The organism is Pseudomonas sp. PDM25 (assembly GCF_019219045.1).
Taxonomy (GTDB): Bacteria; Pseudomonadota; Gammaproteobacteria; order Pseudomonadales; family Pseudomonadaceae; genus Aquipseudomonas.
Genome location: NZ_JAHUWL010000021.1, coordinates 90,736 through 108,390 on the forward strand (window position 1 = coordinate 90,736; position 17,655 = coordinate 108,390).

At 58.8% G+C, this 17,655-nt stretch carries 18 protein-coding genes; 6 read left to right on the forward strand and 12 right to left on the reverse strand.

What is annotated here, in order from left to right; all coding sequences use genetic code 11:
* Nucleotides 1-160: 160 nt before the first annotated feature.
* Together KW848_RS28565 and KW848_RS28570 are read right to left on the reverse strand one after the other, a co-directional pair.
* Entirely contained in the window at nucleotides 161-952 is a 792-nt protein-coding gene (locus tag KW848_RS28565) for a phosphate/phosphite/phosphonate ABC transporter substrate-binding protein (RefSeq protein ID WP_218538802.1), read from the reverse strand.
* 204 nt (nucleotides 953-1,156) lie between these two features.
* On the reverse strand, nucleotides 1,157-2,098 hold the full coding sequence (locus tag KW848_RS28570; RefSeq protein ID WP_218538803.1) for a fatty acid desaturase: 942 nt from the start codon (nucleotides 2,096-2,098) through the stop codon (nucleotides 1,157-1,159).
* Nucleotides 2,099-2,509: 411 nt separating this feature from the next.
* Here KW848_RS28570 and KW848_RS28575 point away from each other — a divergent pair, with 411 nt between their 5' ends.
* On the forward strand, nucleotides 2,510-2,989 hold the full coding sequence (locus tag KW848_RS28575) for a GNAT family N-acetyltransferase (RefSeq protein WP_218538804.1): 480 nt from the start codon (nucleotides 2,510-2,512) through the stop codon (nucleotides 2,987-2,989).
* A 54-nt stretch (nucleotides 2,990-3,043) separates the two neighbouring features.
* On the opposite strand, the gene def is transcribed toward KW848_RS28575, so the two are convergent.
* The 3 genes from def to KW848_RS28590 all read right to left on the reverse strand — a co-directional run bounded on the left by def (nucleotide 3,044) and on the right by KW848_RS28590 (nucleotide 4,899).
* Nucleotides 3,044-3,583, reverse strand: a complete 540-nt coding sequence (def, locus tag KW848_RS28580; protein ID WP_111451481.1) for a peptide deformylase — start codon at nucleotides 3,581-3,583, stop codon at nucleotides 3,044-3,046.
* Nucleotides 3,580-4,536, reverse strand: a complete 957-nt coding sequence (locus tag KW848_RS28585; RefSeq protein ID WP_218538805.1) for a YihY/virulence factor BrkB family protein — start codon at nucleotides 4,534-4,536, stop codon at nucleotides 3,580-3,582. Before KW848_RS28585 ends, def begins: the two co-directional genes overlap by 4 nt.
* Nucleotides 4,537-4,707: 171 nt before the next feature.
* Nucleotides 4,708-4,899 (reverse strand): CsbD family protein, encoded by a 192-nt coding sequence (locus tag KW848_RS28590; RefSeq protein WP_111451479.1) that lies wholly within the window; start codon nucleotides 4,897-4,899, stop codon nucleotides 4,708-4,710.
* A 199-nt stretch (nucleotides 4,900-5,098) separates the two neighbouring features.
* Between KW848_RS28590 and KW848_RS28595 the strand changes: the two genes are divergently transcribed.
* On the forward strand, nucleotides 5,099-5,476 hold the full coding sequence (locus tag KW848_RS28595) for a hypothetical protein (protein WP_111451478.1): 378 nt from the start codon (nucleotides 5,099-5,101) through the stop codon (nucleotides 5,474-5,476).
* Between the two features lie 274 nt (nucleotides 5,477-5,750).
* On the opposite strand, the gene fadD1 is transcribed toward KW848_RS28595, so the two are convergent.
* Entirely contained in the window at nucleotides 5,751-7,451 is a 1,701-nt protein-coding gene (gene fadD1, locus KW848_RS28600; protein ID WP_192411091.1) for a long-chain-fatty-acid--CoA ligase FadD1, read from the reverse strand.
* A gap of 387 nt (nucleotides 7,452-7,838) precedes the next feature.
* Entirely contained in the window at nucleotides 7,839-9,527 is a 1,689-nt protein-coding gene (gene fadD2 / locus KW848_RS28605; RefSeq protein ID WP_218538806.1) for a long-chain-fatty-acid--CoA ligase FadD2, read from the reverse strand.
* A gap of 246 nt (nucleotides 9,528-9,773) precedes the next feature.
* Here fadD2 and KW848_RS28610 point away from each other — a divergent pair, with 246 nt between their 5' ends.
* Together KW848_RS28610 and KW848_RS28615 are read left to right on the forward strand one after the other, a co-directional pair.
* A complete protein-coding gene (locus KW848_RS28610) occupies nucleotides 9,774-10,718 on the forward strand; it encodes an alpha/beta hydrolase (protein ID WP_218538807.1) in 945 nt (314 codons plus the stop codon).
* A gap of 40 nt (nucleotides 10,719-10,758) precedes the next feature.
* On the forward strand, nucleotides 10,759-11,229 hold the full coding sequence (locus KW848_RS28615) for a MaoC family dehydratase (protein ID WP_008151121.1): 471 nt from the start codon (nucleotides 10,759-10,761) through the stop codon (nucleotides 11,227-11,229).
* Between the two features lie 185 nt (nucleotides 11,230-11,414).
* On the opposite strand, the gene KW848_RS28620 is transcribed toward KW848_RS28615, so the two are convergent.
* The 4 genes from KW848_RS28620 to KW848_RS28635 form a co-directional block, all read right to left on the reverse strand.
* Nucleotides 11,415-12,278 (reverse strand): HlyD family secretion protein, encoded by an 864-nt coding sequence (locus tag KW848_RS28620; protein WP_218538808.1) that lies wholly within the window; start codon nucleotides 12,276-12,278, stop codon nucleotides 11,415-11,417.
* 10 nt (nucleotides 12,279-12,288) lie between these two features.
* Nucleotides 12,289-12,495: a DUF1656 domain-containing protein gene (locus tag KW848_RS28625; protein WP_008151119.1), complete on the reverse strand. Its 207-nt coding sequence runs from the start codon at nucleotides 12,493-12,495 to the stop codon at nucleotides 12,289-12,291.
* A complete protein-coding gene (locus KW848_RS28630) occupies nucleotides 12,482-14,470 on the reverse strand; it encodes an FUSC family protein (RefSeq protein WP_218538809.1) in 1,989 nt (662 codons plus the stop codon). Before KW848_RS28630 ends, KW848_RS28625 begins: the two co-directional genes overlap by 14 nt.
* 158 nt (nucleotides 14,471-14,628) lie before the next feature.
* Nucleotides 14,629-15,096, reverse strand: coding sequence for a PA2169 family four-helix-bundle protein (locus KW848_RS28635; RefSeq protein ID WP_111451472.1), 468 nt, complete (start codon nucleotides 15,094-15,096; stop codon nucleotides 14,629-14,631).
* A gap of 203 nt (nucleotides 15,097-15,299) precedes the next feature.
* Here KW848_RS28635 and KW848_RS28640 point away from each other — a divergent pair, with 203 nt between their 5' ends.
* Complete coding sequence (locus KW848_RS28640; RefSeq protein WP_007949456.1) at nucleotides 15,300-15,536, forward strand: DUF3820 family protein; 237 nt, start codon at nucleotides 15,300-15,302, stop codon at nucleotides 15,534-15,536.
* 36 nt (nucleotides 15,537-15,572) lie between these two features.
* Nucleotides 15,573-16,754, forward strand: coding sequence for an aminotransferase class V-fold PLP-dependent enzyme (locus KW848_RS28645; protein WP_218538810.1), 1,182 nt, complete (start codon nucleotides 15,573-15,575; stop codon nucleotides 16,752-16,754).
* Nucleotides 16,755-16,756: 2 nt separating this feature from the next.
* Here KW848_RS28645 and KW848_RS28650 read toward each other — a convergent pair whose 3' ends face one another.
* Nucleotides 16,757-17,482, reverse strand: a complete 726-nt coding sequence (locus KW848_RS28650; protein WP_218538811.1) for an intradiol ring-cleavage dioxygenase — start codon at nucleotides 17,480-17,482, stop codon at nucleotides 16,757-16,759.
* Nucleotides 17,483-17,655: the final 173 nt, after the last annotated feature.

The following is a 17,655-nucleotide window of genomic DNA, read 5'->3' on the forward strand; positions in this document are numbered from 1 at the left end:
GTCCGGTGTTCCGGTGACGCGATCCTAGCAAGGAGCCTTATGCATTAATAATATTTAAAAAGCATTTTTATATTCCGTTATGGAATTAAACATCAAAAGAACGCAGCCTCGTTTCACTCGACAGCTGCTACAGAGGCACACCGATTTCGTTCTTCCCCCCCTACCGCAATCGCCCATACCCCAACGCCTCAGCCTCTTGCTGATAGTCGAGCACGATCTGATAGTCGCTTTCGCTGGCCGGCAATACCTCTTGCAGACCGAGGATTTCCCTGACTTCGGGCAATTCCTGCAACGTCATATTCATCACCTGCAGCAACGCCTCGGTCTGTTCATCGGTGACGGTCGCGGCGGTGATATACGGCAAGGTCGGACTGAACGCACTTCGTGCAATGACCCGCAGGCCGGCCACTTCGTCTTCGGCGTACCGCGCCAGATAGTCGAAGGTGACGCTGTCGATGGCCGCCAGGTCCGCGGTCCCTTCACGCAACCCGCGCAGGCTTTCGCGGTGGCTGCCGCTGATACCGACACTGGCGAAGTACTGCCCCTCTTGATGCAGCGGCGCCAATCGATGACGCAGCAGGTTCATGCCGCTGTTGGAGTCTTCGCCATTGATCACCCCACGACTGTCGCGAAAGGCCGGCAGGCTGCGCCGTGGATCATCGGCGCGACTCAGCAACAGGCTGCAATGATTGCCGCCGTTAGCGTCCGGCAGCTCATAGCGAGGACGACCAACGACCCGGACCCGACCGCGCAACGCGGTCATCAGCGGGTAGCCGCAGGTTTGGGTCAGCAGAAGGTGCGGGGACAGCCAGAGGTCCATCAGCGAAAGGCCCTCGGCGTTGCGGCGGGTGGCACCCAGTCGCTCGAGCATGCGCGTCAGCCAGCGCTCGTTGGCCTCGCGGATTGGTTCGGGGGCGATGTACATCAGTAATTCGGCGAGGTGTTCAGTCATCGAAATCTTCCAGGTGACAAGTTTTCACTGTGGGAGCGAGCCCTGTGGCGAGGGGATTTATCGGAATGCCGCACCACCCCGTTCGGCTGCGAAGCAGTCGTAAACGCGTTTTAACTTTGAAATGCCGGGGCCGCTCCGCAGCCCAACGGGGATAAATCCCCTCGCCACAGGGCTCGCTCACAGGGGGGGGTGTCGATCATGAAATCAGTGAAACGGATGTTGCGGGCTATCGATGGCTTTCACTCCATTCTCCCACCACAACTGCCCATAACCCTGCACCAGAAACCCGCCGCTGCGCGCCAGCCATTGCTCTCGACGCGTGCGGTAGGCGCGGGGCAAGTCGTACCAGGGCAGCCCAGGCAAGTCGTGATGCACCAAATGCAGATTGAGGTTGAGGAACAGCCAGCGCCACGGCCAGGCCGCTTCATTGATGACCGTCCTTTGCTCGGGCTCGGCGTGGGGACGGTGTTCATAGTAGGAGCGAATCATCGCAATCGATAGCGCCGGAACGCTGATCAGTAACAGGTAATGCCACACCGGCAGCACGCTGTAACGGGCGACAAACAGCAACATCAGCAGGGTCAACGTGCCGTGGCTCAACCACATCAACCAAGCCTGTCGCTCACCTGCTTTTAGACGTTGCAGTTCTTCCCTGGCCAGCGTCAGCAAGGCCAGCGGTGCACCGAGGGCGAAGCGTCCGAGCACGGTTTTGTTCAGCCAGTGCAGGTCTTGTTCGAACAGCGAACTGTCCTGCCATTGCTCGGCGCTCAGGTAACGGCTTTCCGGATCGAGACCGGGCAGGGTCAGGTCTTCATCGCGGTGATGCAGCAAATGGCTGTCGCGATACAGGGTGTAGGGATACCAGACGGCGAACGGCGCGTAGCCGAGGATTTTGTTCAGCGATGTCCAGCGGGTGGGGTGACCGTGAAGCAATTCGTGCTGCACCGACAACCAGAGCACCACCAATGGAATCAACAGCACAGTGCTCCACCACAGGCCCAACCAGCCACTGGCAAGCACGATGCTGAACCAGCCGACGTACACGCCGATCAGCAGCAACCAGGTCGGCCACTCGGTGCGAGCGGTCAGGCGTTGGCGCAGGGTTTCGATTTCTTCACGGTGGGCGGTATCGAAATAATGGGGCATGGCGTTGCTCAGATCGGGGACCAGTCCCCTTCTGTGCAATGACGCAGGAAAATCTTGCAGATTATTTCAAGGATCGTATGACGATCGTTCCCACGCTCTGCGTGGGAATGCCTCTAGGGACGCTCTGCGTCCAGTGACGCGGAGCGTCACGGGCCGCATTCCCACGCAGAGCGTGGGAACGATCAATCAATGCGGGATCAATGACCGAACACATCCACCTTCTTGGCCTTCTTGTCCGCGCGCTTTTCATCGGCGGTTTTTGCCGGTTTTTTCTTTGCCGCTTTTTTTGAATCCATGCCTTTGGCCATGATACTTACTCCACTCATACGGGATGTGAGATCAGGTATACACCTATCGCTGCGCGTGCGTTCTTTTATAATCGCCCGCTTTGCGCACCGACAGTCGAAGATCATGCCCAACACCCAGTACACCTTGCTCGCCGAGCCTTTGTGGCCCTTGATGAACAAGTTTTATCGCGCTCACCAATCGTCGATGAAAGCCGTCCGCGACGCTCAACTCTGGGTGGCCAGGCGCGAGGAGATCATTGGCGCACTGTGTTTGCGACCGGTGGCGGACGGGCATTGGCTGACGGGTTTGTTTGTCGACCCGGCCTGCCGTAAACAGGGCATCGCTGCAGCGTTGATCGCCGAGGCGCTCAAGGAGCTTGAAGGCCCGGTGTGGCTGTTTTGTCATCCGGACTTGCGCGGGTTTTATGAACGTCGCGGTTTTACCTTCGACCCGCCACTGCCCTACTCCATGGCCGAACGCTTGAGCCGTTATGCGCGCAGCAAACCGATGATCGCCATGGGCCTGAAACTGTTGGAGAGTTCGACTTGTGGGAGCGGGCTTGCTCGCGAAGGCGGCGTGTCAGTCGACATCAATATTGACTGACATGGCCCCTTCGCGAGCAAGCCCGCTCCCACATTGGTTTCGGGTTGGTCCCCATCAATCGTCTGCGTTCGGATCGAGATCCGGAAACATCACTTCGGTATACCCGAACTTTCTGAAATCACTGATACGCGAGGGGTACAACCGGCCGATCAGGTGATCGCATTCATGCTGCACTACCCGCGCGTGGAAGCCTGACGCAATGCGCACAATCGGCTGCCCTTTGGGGTCGAAACCTTCGTACCGAATGTGCTGATAGCGGTCCACCGCGCCGCGCAGGCCGGGCACCGACAGACAGCCTTCGAAACCCTCTTCCAGCGTCGGGCTCAACGGCGTGATCAACGGGTTGATCAGAATCGTCTGCGGCACCGCTTCGGCGTCCGGATAGCGTTCGCTGTGCTCGAAACCGAAGATCACCAGTTGCAGGTCGACGCCGATCTGCGGCGCAGCCAGGCCAACGCCACCGACGCTCTCCATGGTCTGGAACATGTCGTCAATCAGTTGCCACAGCTCCGGGCTGTCGAACATTTCGGCAGGCACTGGCGGGGCAATGCGCAGCAGGCGTTCGTCGCCCATTTTCAGGATTTCACGGATCATTTGATGACTTCGTCAGTGGTCGGCTTGATCGAGTGGTCCCGACCCAGTCCCGACACATGTTGTTTGTGTTCGTGGCTGTGCTCGCCGGGGAATTTTTCGCCATCATCCTTGCCCTCGGTCGACATGTGCTCGATCACGGCATTCATCTCGGCGCCGAGCAACAGTACGGCGGCGGAAATGTAGAAGTACAGCAACAGCACGATGATCGCGCCGATACTGCCATACATGGCGTTGTAGTTGGCGAACATCTTGACGTACAGACCGAAGCCCAGCGACGCAATGATCCACACCACCACCGCCAGCACCGAGCCAGGGGTGATGAAGCGAAACTCTTGTTTGACGTCGGGCATGACGTAGTAAATCAGCGCCACCGCCATCATCAACAGAATCACCACCACCGGCCAGCGCACGATGGTCCAGAGGGTCACGATGAAGTCTTCGAGGCCGACTTGCGAAGCAATCCAGGCCATCACCTGCGGCCCGAGCACCATCAGCGCAGCGGCGATCAGTAGCATGCCGGCGATGCCGATGGTGTAGAAAATCGACAGTGGGAAACGCTTCCACGCCGGCCGGCCTTCGACCACGTCGTAGGCGGCGTTCATCGCGCTCATCATCAGCCGCACACCGGCGGACGCGGTCCACAGGGCAATCACGATACCGACCGACAGCAAGCCACCCTTGGATTGCTGGAGCTGGTCGATGACCGGGTTCACCTGCTCCAGCGCCTGGGGCGGCAGGACCAGTTCCGATTGCAGGCGCAGCCAGGAGAAGAAGTCCGGCAGGTGCAGGAAACCGATCAGGGCGATCAGGAACAGAATGAAGGGAAACAGCGAGAACAGCATTTGATAGGCCAACGCCGAGGCATAGGTCGACATCTCGTCGTCGACGAACTCGGTGATCGTGCGCACCATGACACGGTGCAGGCGCTGGCCTTTCATGTGTGGGAAAAACATTAGCGTCTCCTTTCGCCGCAAATTTGATTGAAGTCGTGGCGACTCAGGGGCCGTTTTCTACATCAAAGTAGCGTACTTGGCGAGTTTGAAACAATTTCCTTGTGCAAGTTCAGGCCGACACAAAAACGGCCATCCGCGGATGGCCGTTTCTGTTGCTCATCAAAGGCCTGATCAGGCCTTGTCGATGCCTTTTTTAAGAGCATCCTTGACTTTGCCGACCGCTTGCTGGGCTTCGCCTTTCCTTTCCTGAGCGACGCCTTCAGAGCGCATTTTTTCGTTACCAGTGGCCTTGCCGACGCCTTGCTTGACGTTGCCGGCGGCTTCGTTGGCCATGCCTTTTACTTTATCGCCAGTGCTGCTCATGGTGTTTCTCCTGTGAACAATTCAACGGGGAAAGTGGTTACACAAGGTTGACCGGAGGCGTTTGTGCGGAGTTTCATTTATTTTCACGGCGACATTTCATCGTTCAGTGCAGGTTGGGCTTTATGTTTGCCGACCAACCCCCGAGAATGCGCAACGTATTCAGGCCATGGCGCTGAAGATCCAATCCCGTAGGAATGTTATGAAACTCGATAAAAAGCAGGCCATTGCCCGCAGAAACCAGGAACTTGGCGGTGCTGTGCTTGGCGTCAACAACTGCCATTTCACCGAATTGAACCGCAACCGCAACATCTGGTGGTTCGATATTCCGGTCGCGCGCCTGGCCATTGGTCAGTACGAGTGGGTTCACCTGCTGATGCACACCCCGGAAACCGACGAACTGCTGCACCTGAAAGTGCCGACGGTGTTCCTGCGCGAGAAGCTCGAAGGCCTGGTGGTGCGCAACGAAGGCAAACGCAAAGCGGCCCTGAGCCTGGAACTGAGCGCCGACAAGGACTCATACCTCCAGGACATGCGCCCGGCGGGTACCAACGTCAATTTCGCGCAGTTCCGCCTGTAAAATCAAAAGCTTCGCGAGCAAGCCCGCTCCCACACTCGATCGCATTCCTTCTGGATGAACTCGATTAAATGTGGGAGCGGGCTTGCTCGCGAAGACGGCCTGACCGGCGCTGAAGATTTCCCTGACGACAACAAAAAGCCCCGCATCTGCGGTAATGCTGTTCACTTAAGCGCGGCGTCCACATTTGTGGCGAGGGGATTCATCCCCTCGCCACAAGGGCACTTCTGATATCGCATTAAACAAAAAGCCCCGCATCTGCAGGGCTTTTTGTTGGTTACGCGCTTACCTTCTTGACGCCGAGCTTCTTCAGCTCTTCGTCGCGCAATTCACGGCGCAGGATCTTGCCGACGTTGGTGGTCGGCAGCGCATCGCGGAACTCCACGGCTTTCGGCACTTTGTATCCGGTGACGTTGGCGCGCATGTGCTCCATCACCTGTTCCTTGGTCAGCGTCACGCCCGGTTTGGCGACGATGAAGATCTTGATCGCCTCGCCCGACTTCTCGTCCGGTACGCCGATGGCTGCGCATTGCAGCACGCCCGGCAGGGTCGCCAGCACGTCTTCCAGTTCGTTCGGGTACACGTTGAAACCGGAGACCAGGATCATGTCTTTCTTGCGATCGACGATGCGCATGTAACCGTCAGGCTGAATCAGCGCGATGTCACCGGTCTTCAACCAGCCTTCGCTGTCGAGGATTTCATCGGTGGCGTCCTGACGTTGCCAGTAGCCCTTCATCACTTGCGGACCTTTCACACACAGCTCGCCGATGTCGCCTAACGGCTGTTCAACGCCGGCATCGTCGATGACTTTGCACAGGGTCGACGGCACCGGAATACCAATGGTGCCGATCTGGATGTTCTGGATCGGATTGACGGTAGCCACCGGGCTGGTTTCGGTCATGCCGTAACCTTCGCAGATGGCGCAACCGGTGACCGCTTTCCAGCGCTCGGCGGCGGCCAGTTGCAGGGCCATGCCACCGGACAGGGTGACTTTCAGTGCAGAGAAATCCAGCTTGCGGAAGGCTTCGTTGTTGCACAGGGCGACAAACAGCGTATTGAGCCCGACGAAACCGCTGAACTTCCACTTCGACAGTTCCTTGACCATCGCCGTCAAATCGCGCGGGTTGCTGATCAGGATGTTGTGGTTGCCGATCAGCATCATCGCCATGCAATGAAAGGTGAAGGCATAGATGTGGTACAGCGGCAGCGGCGTGATCAGGATCTCGCAACCTTCATGGAGGTTGGAACCCATCAGCGCCTTGCACTGCAGCATGTTCGCCACCAGGTTGCGATGGGTCAGCATCGCGCCCTTGGCCACGCCCGTGGTGCCGCCGGTGTATTGCAGCACGGCAACGTCGCTGCTGGCCGGATTGGCTTCGGCGACTGGCTGGCCGTGGCCCTTGCTCAATACGTCGTTGAACTTGATGGCCTTGGGCAAGTGATACGCCGGGACCATCTTCTTCACGTACTTGATGACACTGTTGACCAGCAGGCGCTTGAGCGGCGGCAGCAGGTCGGCCACTTCGGTGACGATCACGTGCCTGACGCCGGTTTTCGGCACCACGAGCTGGGCCAGGTGCGCCATGTTGGCCAGGCAGACCAGGGCTTTGGCACCGGAGTCGTTGAATTGGTGTTCCATTTCCCGCGCGGTGTACAGCGGGTTGGTGTTGACCACGATCAGCCCGGCGCGGATGGCACCAAAGACGGCGACCGGGTACTGCAACACGTTAGGCAGCTGCACGGCGATTCGATCGCCCGGCTGCAAGTCGGTATGCTGTTGCAGGTAAGCGGCAAAGGCACCGGACAATTCGTACAGTTCACCGTAGGTGATTGTCTTGCCCAGGTTGCTGAATGCCGGTTTGTTGGCGAAGCGTTGGCAGGACTGCTTCAACACTGCCTGAATATTCGGATACTCGTCTGGATTGATGTCGGCAGCAATCCCGGCAGGGTACTTATCCTTCCAAAAGTCTTCGATCATGGAAGCCCACTCCTCAGCAACGCGAATTCATCACCGCATTTGATGCGATTATTATTGGTGTATGTTTTTTATTGGTGAATCTGGCTTTTATATAGGCCGAGAAGTCACAAAAGCGCGCCGAGAGTAGCAGCTTTGCCAAGGGCCGACTAGAGCCAAAAGCCGCCTCCACAGTCACTTTAATGACTCAAGAATAGAAGGCGGTCATTTTAGAGCAAAAACCCTATACAATCTTGAAAGGCCCTGAATCCGGGGCTTTCGCCCCTTTAAAAGCATCACGGGCAAGCCATGCTCCTACAGGTTTGCGTCGTTCACCCTGCTTGTGAACAACACTGAACCCGTAGGAGCATGGCTTGCCCGCGATCCGCGCGAAGCGCGGCCATTCACCACTCAGGCGATATCACGCAGCTCCCGCCGCAAGATCTTGCCCACCGGCGTCATCGGCAACGACTCACGCAAGACAATGTGCTTGGGCACTTTGTACGCCGTGAAGTTTTCCTTGCAGTAGGCCTTCAGTTCTTCAAGGCTGACACCCGTTTCACGGGCCACCACAAACAGCTTCACCGCCTCCCCCGAACGCTCGTCCGGCACCCCGATCACCGCACAATTGGCGACTTTCGGGTGAGCCATCACCACGTCTTCGATCTCGTTCGGGTACACGTTGAAACCCGAGACGATGATCATGTCTTTCTTGCGATCGACGATGCGCACAAAACCGTCCGGGTCGATCACCGCGATGTCGCCCGACTTGAACCAGCCTTCGGCATCCAGCACTTCGGCGGTGGCTTCGGGTTTCTGCCAGTAGCCCTTCATGATCTGCGGGCCCTTGATGCACAGTTCGCCGCGCTCACCCAGCGCCTGCTCGACGCCTTCATCGTTGATGACTTTCAGCGTGGTGCCCGGCACCGGCAGGCCGACCGTGCCGAGGCGCGACTTGTCGCCGTACGGGTTGGTGCAGGCCACCGGCGAAGTTTCGGTCAGGCCGTAACCTTCGGTGATGCGGCAACCGGTGAGTTCTTCCCAGCGCTCGGCCGTGGCCTTGACCAGCGCGGTGCCGCCGGAATTGGTGAGTTTGAGGCTGGAGAAATCCAGGGTCTTGAAATCCGGGTGGTCCATCAGCGCGACGAACAGGGTGTTGAGCCCCAGCAACGCCGAGAATCGCCAGTTCTTCAGCTCCTTGATGAAGCCCTTGATGTCTCGCGGATTGGTGATCAGCACGTTGTGGTTGCCCGAAACCATCATGCACATGCAATTCGCGGTGAACGCATAGATGTGGTACAGCGGCAGCGGCGCGACCATTACCTCTTGCCCTTCGCGCAACAGCGGCTGGCCGTCATTGCCGAACTGCTCCAGGCACGCCCGCACTTGCTGCATGTTGGCCACCAGGTTGCCGTGGGTCAGCATCGCGCCCTTGGCCAGGCCAGTAGTGCCGCCGGTGTATTGCAGCACGGCGATGTCGTCGAGCGCGATCTTCAGCGGCTTGATGCCCAGGCCCCGGCCCAGGTGCAGCGCGCTCTTGAAGGAAATGGCCTGCGGCAAGGCGTACGCCGGGACCATCTTCTTGACCTTGCTCACCATCGTATTGACCAGCCAGCCCTTGGCGGTGGGCATCAGGTCGCCCATCTTCGCTTCGATCAGGTACTGGATATCGGTGTCGGGCAGCACTTCCTGGACTTTCTGCCCGAACATGTTCAGGTACACCAGCGCCCGGGCACCGGAGTCCTTGAACTGATGACGCATCTCCCGCGCGGTGTACAGCGGGTTGGTGTTGACCACGATCAGCCCGGCGCGCAAGGCACCGAACACGGCAATCGGGTAATGCAGGACGTTGGGCATCTGCACCGCAATGCGATCCCCCGGCACCAGGTCGGTGTGGGCTTGCAGGTAACCGGCGAACGCAGCGCTGTAGCGTTCCAGTTCGGCGTAGGTCAGGGTTACGCCCATGTTGCTGAATGCCGGGCGGTCAGCAAATTTCTTGCAGGAACGCTCGAACACCTCGATCACCGACTTGTAGGCCCCTTGATCGATGTCCAGGGGCACGCCGGCCGGGCGTTTGTCATTCCAGAAATCAGGTTGCATTGTTCTTGTCCTCTTTACCTGAACCTATCCGGGGCCGCTTTTCTGTCCTTCTTCACAATAGAGAGCGAAAAAGCGGGGCTCCACGGACACTAGCAGCTATGGCGAATCAGGCAAATATGCGCACGGTCGACATTGATCGTGTGAATCTTGCTGCCGTGGCGTGGCCTGATCAGACGGCACGCTTTGGATGCGCTATACAATGCAACGACGCCCATGCCACATGCAGCCCAATGCAAAGGAACCGCCATGATCCACGACACTTTCTGGTTGACCGCGAGCGACCGCAGCCGCCTCTTCGTCAACCAGTGGCTGCCCGCCACGCCTTTAAAAGCAGTGATCCTGCTGGCCCACGGGATGGCGGAACACAGTGGCCGCTACGCCCGTCTGGCGGAAAAATTCTGTGATCAGGGCTACGGCGTGTATGCGCCGGACCTGCGTGGACATGGCAAAACTGCCGAAAACGGGACGCTCGGCCATTTCGCCGACAATGACGGTTGGTGCAAGGTGGTCGGCGACCTGGCGAGCCTCAACCAGCACATCGGCCAACACCATCCGGGCGTGCCGATTGTGCTGCTCGGTCACAGCATGGGCAGCTACATCGCCCAGGCCTATCTGCTGCACCACAGCGCCAGCCTGCATGGGGCCGTTCTCAGCGGGTCGAACTTCCAACCGGTGGCGCTCTATCGCGCGGCGCGGCAGATTGCACGGCTGGAACGTTTGCGCCAGGGCCCGAAGGGTCGCAGCGCGCTGATCGAATGGCTGTCGTTCGGTTCGTTCAACAAGAAATTCAAACCGGCGCGCACGCGGTTCGACTGGCTCAGCCGCGACCCGGCAGAGGTCGACCTGTACGCCAATGACCCGCTCTGCGGCTTTCGCTGCACCAATCAGCTGTGGCTCGATTTGCTCGGTGGGTTGCAGCAAATCAGCAAAGCGTCCAATCTCGCTCAGATTGATCCGGGCCTGCCGTTGCTGATCATCGGTGGTGAATGTGATCCGGTGAGCGATGGCAAGCGTCTGAAAGATCTGGCCCATGCGCTGCGCGCTGCCGGCAGCCAGAGCCTGCAACTGACTATTTACCCGCAGGCACGGCATGAACTGTTCAACGAGAGCAATCGCGATGAAGTGATCAATGACGTGTTGAACTGGATCGCCCAGGCACTGAGCCACCGTCGGCCACCCAGATCGGAATAGTTTTTTTGAATTTATTTATTCGTGACAGGAATTGAAACAGATGACCCAGGTTACCAACACCCCTTACGAGGCCCTTGAAGTCGGCCAGACCGCCAGCTACAGCAAGACGGTCGAAGAGCGCGACATTCAGTTGTTCGCCGCGATGTCCGGCGATCACAACCCGGTGCACCTGGACGCTGAATTCGCCGCCGGCACCATGTTCAAGGAGCGCATTGCTCACGGCATGTTCAGCGGCGCGCTGATCAGCGCTGCCGTTGCCTGCGAGTTGCCTGGGCCGGGGACTATTTATATCGGTCAGCAAATGAGCTTTCAGAAGCCGGTGAAAATTGGCGACACACTGACCGTGCGTCTGGAGATCCTCGAGAAGCTGCCGAAGTTTCGTGTGCGGATTGCCACTCGCGTGTTTAACCAGCGCGATGAATTGGTAGTGGACGGCGAGGCGGAGATTCTGGCGCCGCGCAAGCAACAGACCGTGACGTTGCCGACGTTGCCAGCGATCAGTATCGGCTGATTGCCTGCCCACTTGTTACAGGCAGGGTGAACTCCTGTGGCGAGGGGGCTTGCCCCCGTTCGGCTGCGAAGCAGTCGTAAAATCTGCCACCGCGGTTAATCAGATCGAACGCGGCGCCTGATTCGGGGGCGCTGCGCCCCCCAACGGGGGCAAGCCCCCTCGCCACAGTGACCGCAGCGCCTCAACTATTGATGCCCCTCCTGCACCTGCACACTCGCCGTCATCCCCGAACTCAAATTCATCCCTTCCGGTAACTTATCAATCTTGATCCGTACCGGAATCCGCTGCGCCAGCCTCACCCAGTTGAACGTCGGCTCGACCTCTGCCAGCAACTGCCCGTCCGGCGTGGTATTGCGATCGGTAATCCCGCGACTGATGCTTTCCACATGCCCCTGCAACCCCTCCCCCGCACTCATCAACCAGACCTTCACCGGATCGCCAACACGAATCCGTGGCAGTTTGGTTTCCTCGAAATACGCCTGCACATAGAAAGTCGAATCGTCGATCAATGCCATCACCGATTGCCCGGCATTCACGTAGTTGCCTTCGGCCAAACGCAGATTGGTGATGTGACCATTGCGCGGCGCATGGACCTGACTACGGGCGAGGTTGAGTTCCGCAACCTTGGCTTCGGCCTGGGCTTCACGCAGTTCGCCACGGGCGATGCCGGCGTTGATTTGCGCGTTCTCGCGCAGCTCGGCACTGATGGCCTGCGGACCGAGGGCCGCGCGGCGACTGGCTTCTTTCTCGCGCAGATTGAGTTGCTGCTGGCGGGTCTGCACCACCGCCTGGGCTTTCTCCAGCGCCGCTTCGAAACGTTCACGATCAATGCTCAGCAATAAATCGCCGGCCTTGACCTGCTGGTTATCAAAAGCCTTGAGCTCACGCACCCAACCCGAGACGTCCGGGGCGATCACCACCACGTCGGCGCGGATCCGCGCATCCCGAGTCCAGGGCGTGAGCATGTAGTACTGCCACAAATGGAAGCCGGCAAATATCGCCGCCGCCACCAGGCACAAGGTCACCGCGACACGTATCGGTGTTCGCATTTTCAACTCCTTATAAAGGTCCGAGGACGACGGTGATCAAGGTCAATACACAGACGTACAAGGCGCAATCAAACAATGCTTCGTGCCAGATCCAGCGGCCCACCGGCGTCAGGCGCAAGAGCATGCGCAAGGCGCCAGTGACGAGCAGCGCCAGCAGCACATAAATCAGAAACGGACTGAGCAGCACGCCACCCACCGACCACTCACGCAAGCCCATGGCTTTGCTCCTGTTGACGGCACCAGGCGCGCCAGCTGCTTTGCAATTGCAGCACCGCGCCTTGGGCCAGTTTCACCGCATCGCTGGGGGGCAACGCGTACAAAGTCTTCAAGAATTCTTCGCTCGGCTGCGCCAACGCTTCGGCGCGACTGCCGACCGGGCCTTGCTCAAGGATTTTTTCCAGCTGTTCGAGATAACGCCGCTGAGGTGCACTGACCGGTGCCTGCGCCACCGCCAGACTCAAACGCAAATGCAGCAGTTCGTCGCCGATGTCCAGGCCGAGCAAGCCGTCGTCCCAGCGACTGCGCGCCGGCTCCGGCAACTCGGGATAGTGCCGCGCCAATTGCAGCAAGCGGTCGGCCATGCGCCCGCCAAACCAGCTTTCGGCACCGCGCAGATTGCGCCGGGTCAGGCGCACCAGATCATCGAGGGTCGCCGCCAGCAAACGTCGGCCATGCCACGTCGGGTTGCGCAGGATCAACAAATGGAACGCCAGCACGGCGGCACCGACGCCAACCACGATGGATTGAGCGCTGTTGAAGAACGTCGCGACATCGAATTTCATCGCATTGAGCGGCGAGACCAGCACGATGAAGTGCAGACAAAATGAGGTCGCCGTCGCACCGATCTGCGGTTTGGCCATGCCCAGCGCGCCGAGGAACAACGGCACGCCCATGCCCATGCACAGCAAGGCAAAACCACTCCATTGCGGCAGCAGGATCTGCCCGACGATAAACGCGGCCGGAATCGCCAGGAAGATCCCGCGCATAAAACTCATGCCGATCTGAGCGCCATTCTCGCGGCTGGCAAACAGACTACACACCACGCACGTCAACAGCAGCGCGCCGGAGGCAGCGGGCCAGGCGGTCGCCAACCAGAAGCACGAGACCACCAGAAACGCCAACGCACTGCGGGCACCGAACATCAGCGCCAATGACAGGTCGCGGTGCGGTGTCAGGGTTCTCGGTGGATCGACCGTCTCCTTGCCCTCCTCAACAGCGTTCAACGCGGCGCTGGCCGCCATGGCGGTATCGAGCAACAAGGTGAAACGAGCCAGGCAATAACTCTGTGCGGAGCTGATGTGTGGGTAGTGGGAAGCGTCGAGCAACCTCGGACGCAGCGCTTGCAGGGTCGCGGAATCCGGGCTGTCGAGCGCCTCTTGAACCTCGGTCATCCAGGGCAATAGTTGCTCGGCTTCCTGGGGTTCCAATTGCTTCCACTGGCGGCGTACCGAACGGGCGATGCGCAGTAGCATCAACAGCTTCTGGCTCAAGCCGCTGATCCCCCGCGCTCGTTGCCGCCCCAGGCTTCCTTCAAACCAGGCATGCTCGCGCTGGGCATCGACGGCGACGATTTTGCCGAGGATTTCCAGTAAGCCTTTACGCGCCTGAGCATCACCGGCCAGGGTTGCACGCGCGGCGTTCATACCGCTTTGCCACGCTGCCCGCGCCTGATCCGCCAGTTGCCGTTCGACCCGCATCGGCCAGAGCAGCGCACTGGCGGCGGTGGCGCAAAGAATGCCCAGGCAGATTTCCGTGCAGCGAGCCACGGCTTGATCGAACACCGTCAGCGGATGAGTAATGGCCGGCAGCGCGATGATCGCCACCGTGTAACCGGCCAGCACGAACGAATAGGACCAGGCGCTGCGCAGCAAAGTCGAACTTGCCGTACACAGCCCTAGCCATAACGCCAAGGCCAACAAAAACAGCCAAGGCGTCTGGGCAAACACCCCCATGAACACCACTGACATCATCGTCCCGACCAGGGTGCCCAGCAACCTCGCCAGGCCCTTCTGCACCACCATCCCGGACAAGGGCTGAGCGACGATGAACGCCGTCATCAACGCCCAGGCCGGTTGCTCCAGACCCCAGCGTAATGCCAGCCACAGCGCCAGGCCGCCGCCGATCAAGGTTTTGATCGCGAACTGTAAGGCGCGGCGGTCAGGCGCAAACAAAGCCTGCAAGGTGATAGGCACGTAAAGGACTCTTGGAAAGGCGATTTAACGATAGTCGGGATCGGTTCAGTCACTTGATAAACAAATTATTAGCTAGCTAACTAACATCCGTCCAGTGCTAATTCCCAGACACAAAAAAAACGCCAGACTGGCTGGCGTTTTTGACAGGCAATGAACGCTTACGAGCGTGCGCGCGCCTGGTTACGCAGGGCTTTTACCTGATCGTGATTGCGTTGCACGCCGTGGTACTGACGTTCAACCAGGTCACGAATGCCCACCAGGTTGTATTTGTTGATTTTTTCGATGGCTTCTTTGTAAGCCTTCAGTGCATGGTCTTCACCCCGTTCGGCTTCGTTCAGCACGGCCTCTTCATCCTTGCCGGTGAACATCGCTTTCACGTCGACCCAGCGACGGTGCATATCACCGCTGACGCTGGTGGACGTTTCTGGATCGCCGCCTAGCGAGCGCACCTGCGCTTGCAGTTCGGAAGCCGCAGTAGCGCAGTCGGCGGAACGCTGCATGAACAGGGATTTCAGTTCTGGGTGTTTGATGTCTTCAGCGCAAGTCTTGAACCCTTCCTGACCGTCTTTGCTGGTTTCAATCAGGTCGTTGAGTACAGAGATGGCTTCTTTATTCATGTCGGTCATTTTCAATTCCTCGCGGGTTGATGAAAGATGCAATAGGTGTTGCATCCTGCATGCCAGCAATGAATCGACTACTTACTACTTATATTTCAATAACTTACCGTTTAACTCGAAATCTGTATCCGTTTTTTTTGCATGATCTGTCATTTGGCCTGCATGCAGAATGCCTGTATTTTCCAGACTGTTTGAATCAAGACGACTGATTGATGAACCCTGAAAAGCTCGAACTGTTGATTACCCGTGAAATGCCCTTCGGCAAATACAAGGGCCGAATCATTGCCGACCTCCCCGGCCAATACCTGAACTGGTTCGCTCGCGAAGGTTTCCCCCACGGAGAACTCGGCGGCTTGCTGGCCTTGATGCAGGAAATCGATCACAACGGCCTGTCGGAGTTGCTCGAACCGCTACGCGCCAAACATGGCAAACCCGCCCCTCGCCATTGACCCGCCCCCCATTCCTGGCCCCTGATTGAGTAGCCCATGCCCGATAACACTCGCCGTGCCCGTGATGAAGCCTTCTGGCGAACCTTTGCCGACCGATACGCGGTTGAACCCGGCCCGGTCAACCTCGAAAACGGGTACTTCGGGCGCATGTCGCGCACAGTGGTCGAGGAGTATCAGCGCAACATCGAACTGATCAATCGCAGCAACTCGGTGCATGTGCGCCAACGCTTCGAACAGGGCGAAAGCCTTGAAATCCGCGCACAGCTCGCCGATCTGGTGGGCGTACCTGCCGACACTGTCGCCCTCACCCGCAATGCTTCGGACGGCCTGCAATCGCTGATCCGCAACTACAACCGTCTGACGCCGGGCGATCAGGTGCTGATAAGTGATCTGGAATACGACACGGTCAAAGGGGCCATGCGCTGGCTGGCACGTCATCGCGGCGTCGAGGTGATCGAGATCGAACACTCGCACCCCGCCAGTTTCGACAGTTTGCTGGCCACTTACGGCGAAGCTTTCGTGCGTTATCCGCGACTCAAATTGATGGCCATGACCCACGTCACCCATCGCTCCGGGTTGGTGATGCCGGTGCAGGCCATTGCTGCAGCGGCCAGGGAACATGGCATCGACGTGATCCTCGACGGCGCGCATGCGCTCGGCCAGTTCGAGTTCAATCTCGATGAACTGGGCATCGCCTTTGCTGGCTACACCCTGCACAAATGGATCGGTGCGCCGCTGACCCTGGGCTTCATTTACATCGCCCCCGAGCGCTTGGCCGACATCGATCCGGACATGGGCGAGATGCATTTCCCGGCCACCGACATTCGCGCCCGCACGCCGTACAGCACGCCCAACATCCCGGCGCTGCTGACCCTGCCGTTGGTGTTCGAGGAACATCGGGCCATGGGCGGTTCCGCCGCCAAGGGCGCTCGGCTCAATTACCTGCGCAACCGCTGGGTGAGCGCGGTACGCGAGTTGCCGGGGATCGAAGTCATGACCCCGGACGACCCGCGATTGTATTGCGGCATCACGTCGATGCGCTTTACCCAGCATGCCGATCAACAGGCAATGGTCGAGCGGCTGCTCAAGGACTACAACCTGTTTACCGTGGCCCGCAGTGGTGCCGCGAGTGGTCCGTGCATTCGCATAACCCCGGGGCTCACTAACACCGCTGCAGACATGGATTTGCTGACCCGGGCGCTCACCGAACTGCGCTGACGTCACACGGTGTGTTTGTCGAAGTCCTCGGGCTTGATCTGCGTCGATACCGCAAAGGTGTCGATGCCGATGGTCGTGTGCCCGAAGTAGCCATCTTTATTCGAGTCTCGACTCAGGGTGTGAACGTTCAAGGTCGATGCTTCGCCGCCCATGTTTTCATAGAAAAAATCTTGATCGTTGGTCAGCGGCGAAACGGCTCGACCGCGGTATTCCCTGGCGCTGAGTACCGAGCGCGAGGCCGCCTCGGGAAAGTAGAGCTGACCGACCCAGGCAACATGCCGCTCTTCCAGGTAGTTGTTGCCTTCCATAATGCGTACCACGACGTGAATGTGCAGGGCACGGCCGGCGTAGAACCCCGGATAGATCGTGGTAAACCGCACGATGCCGTTCTTGTCGGTAAATTGCCCGCCTCGCAGGTAAGTGTCGTCGTCGGTTCGCGGGATCGAACCTATGTCGTCGACGTCGATTTCCGTGTCTGGATTGACCTTGCTCCAGCCCGAATACGCCCCGCGTGCGTTGCAGTGCCAGATATCCACCAGCGCGTCAGTCACTGGTTGACCGGTCATGGCATCGACGATCGTCAGCCTCAGCACCAAGGGAATGCCATCCATCCCTTCGCTGATGTTTCGTCTGATCAATTTCGGATTTCGGAAATATGGACCGGCGATCTGTTCGGGTGAAAGCAGGTAAACCGCTGGTGCGGGTGAAACCGGAGTGTTGTCGTCCATAACGTTCTCTCTTCCATAAGATGAACGCAGGTTAACGCTGGCCGAGCAGCGAGATGCGGTAACTATGTATCGCATGATGTCCATGTGGGAGCGGCGGTGCGGCGATCCGACTTGCTCGCGAAGAGGCCGCTACATTCAATGCAGATGTCGAATGTCAGACCGCCTTCGCTCTT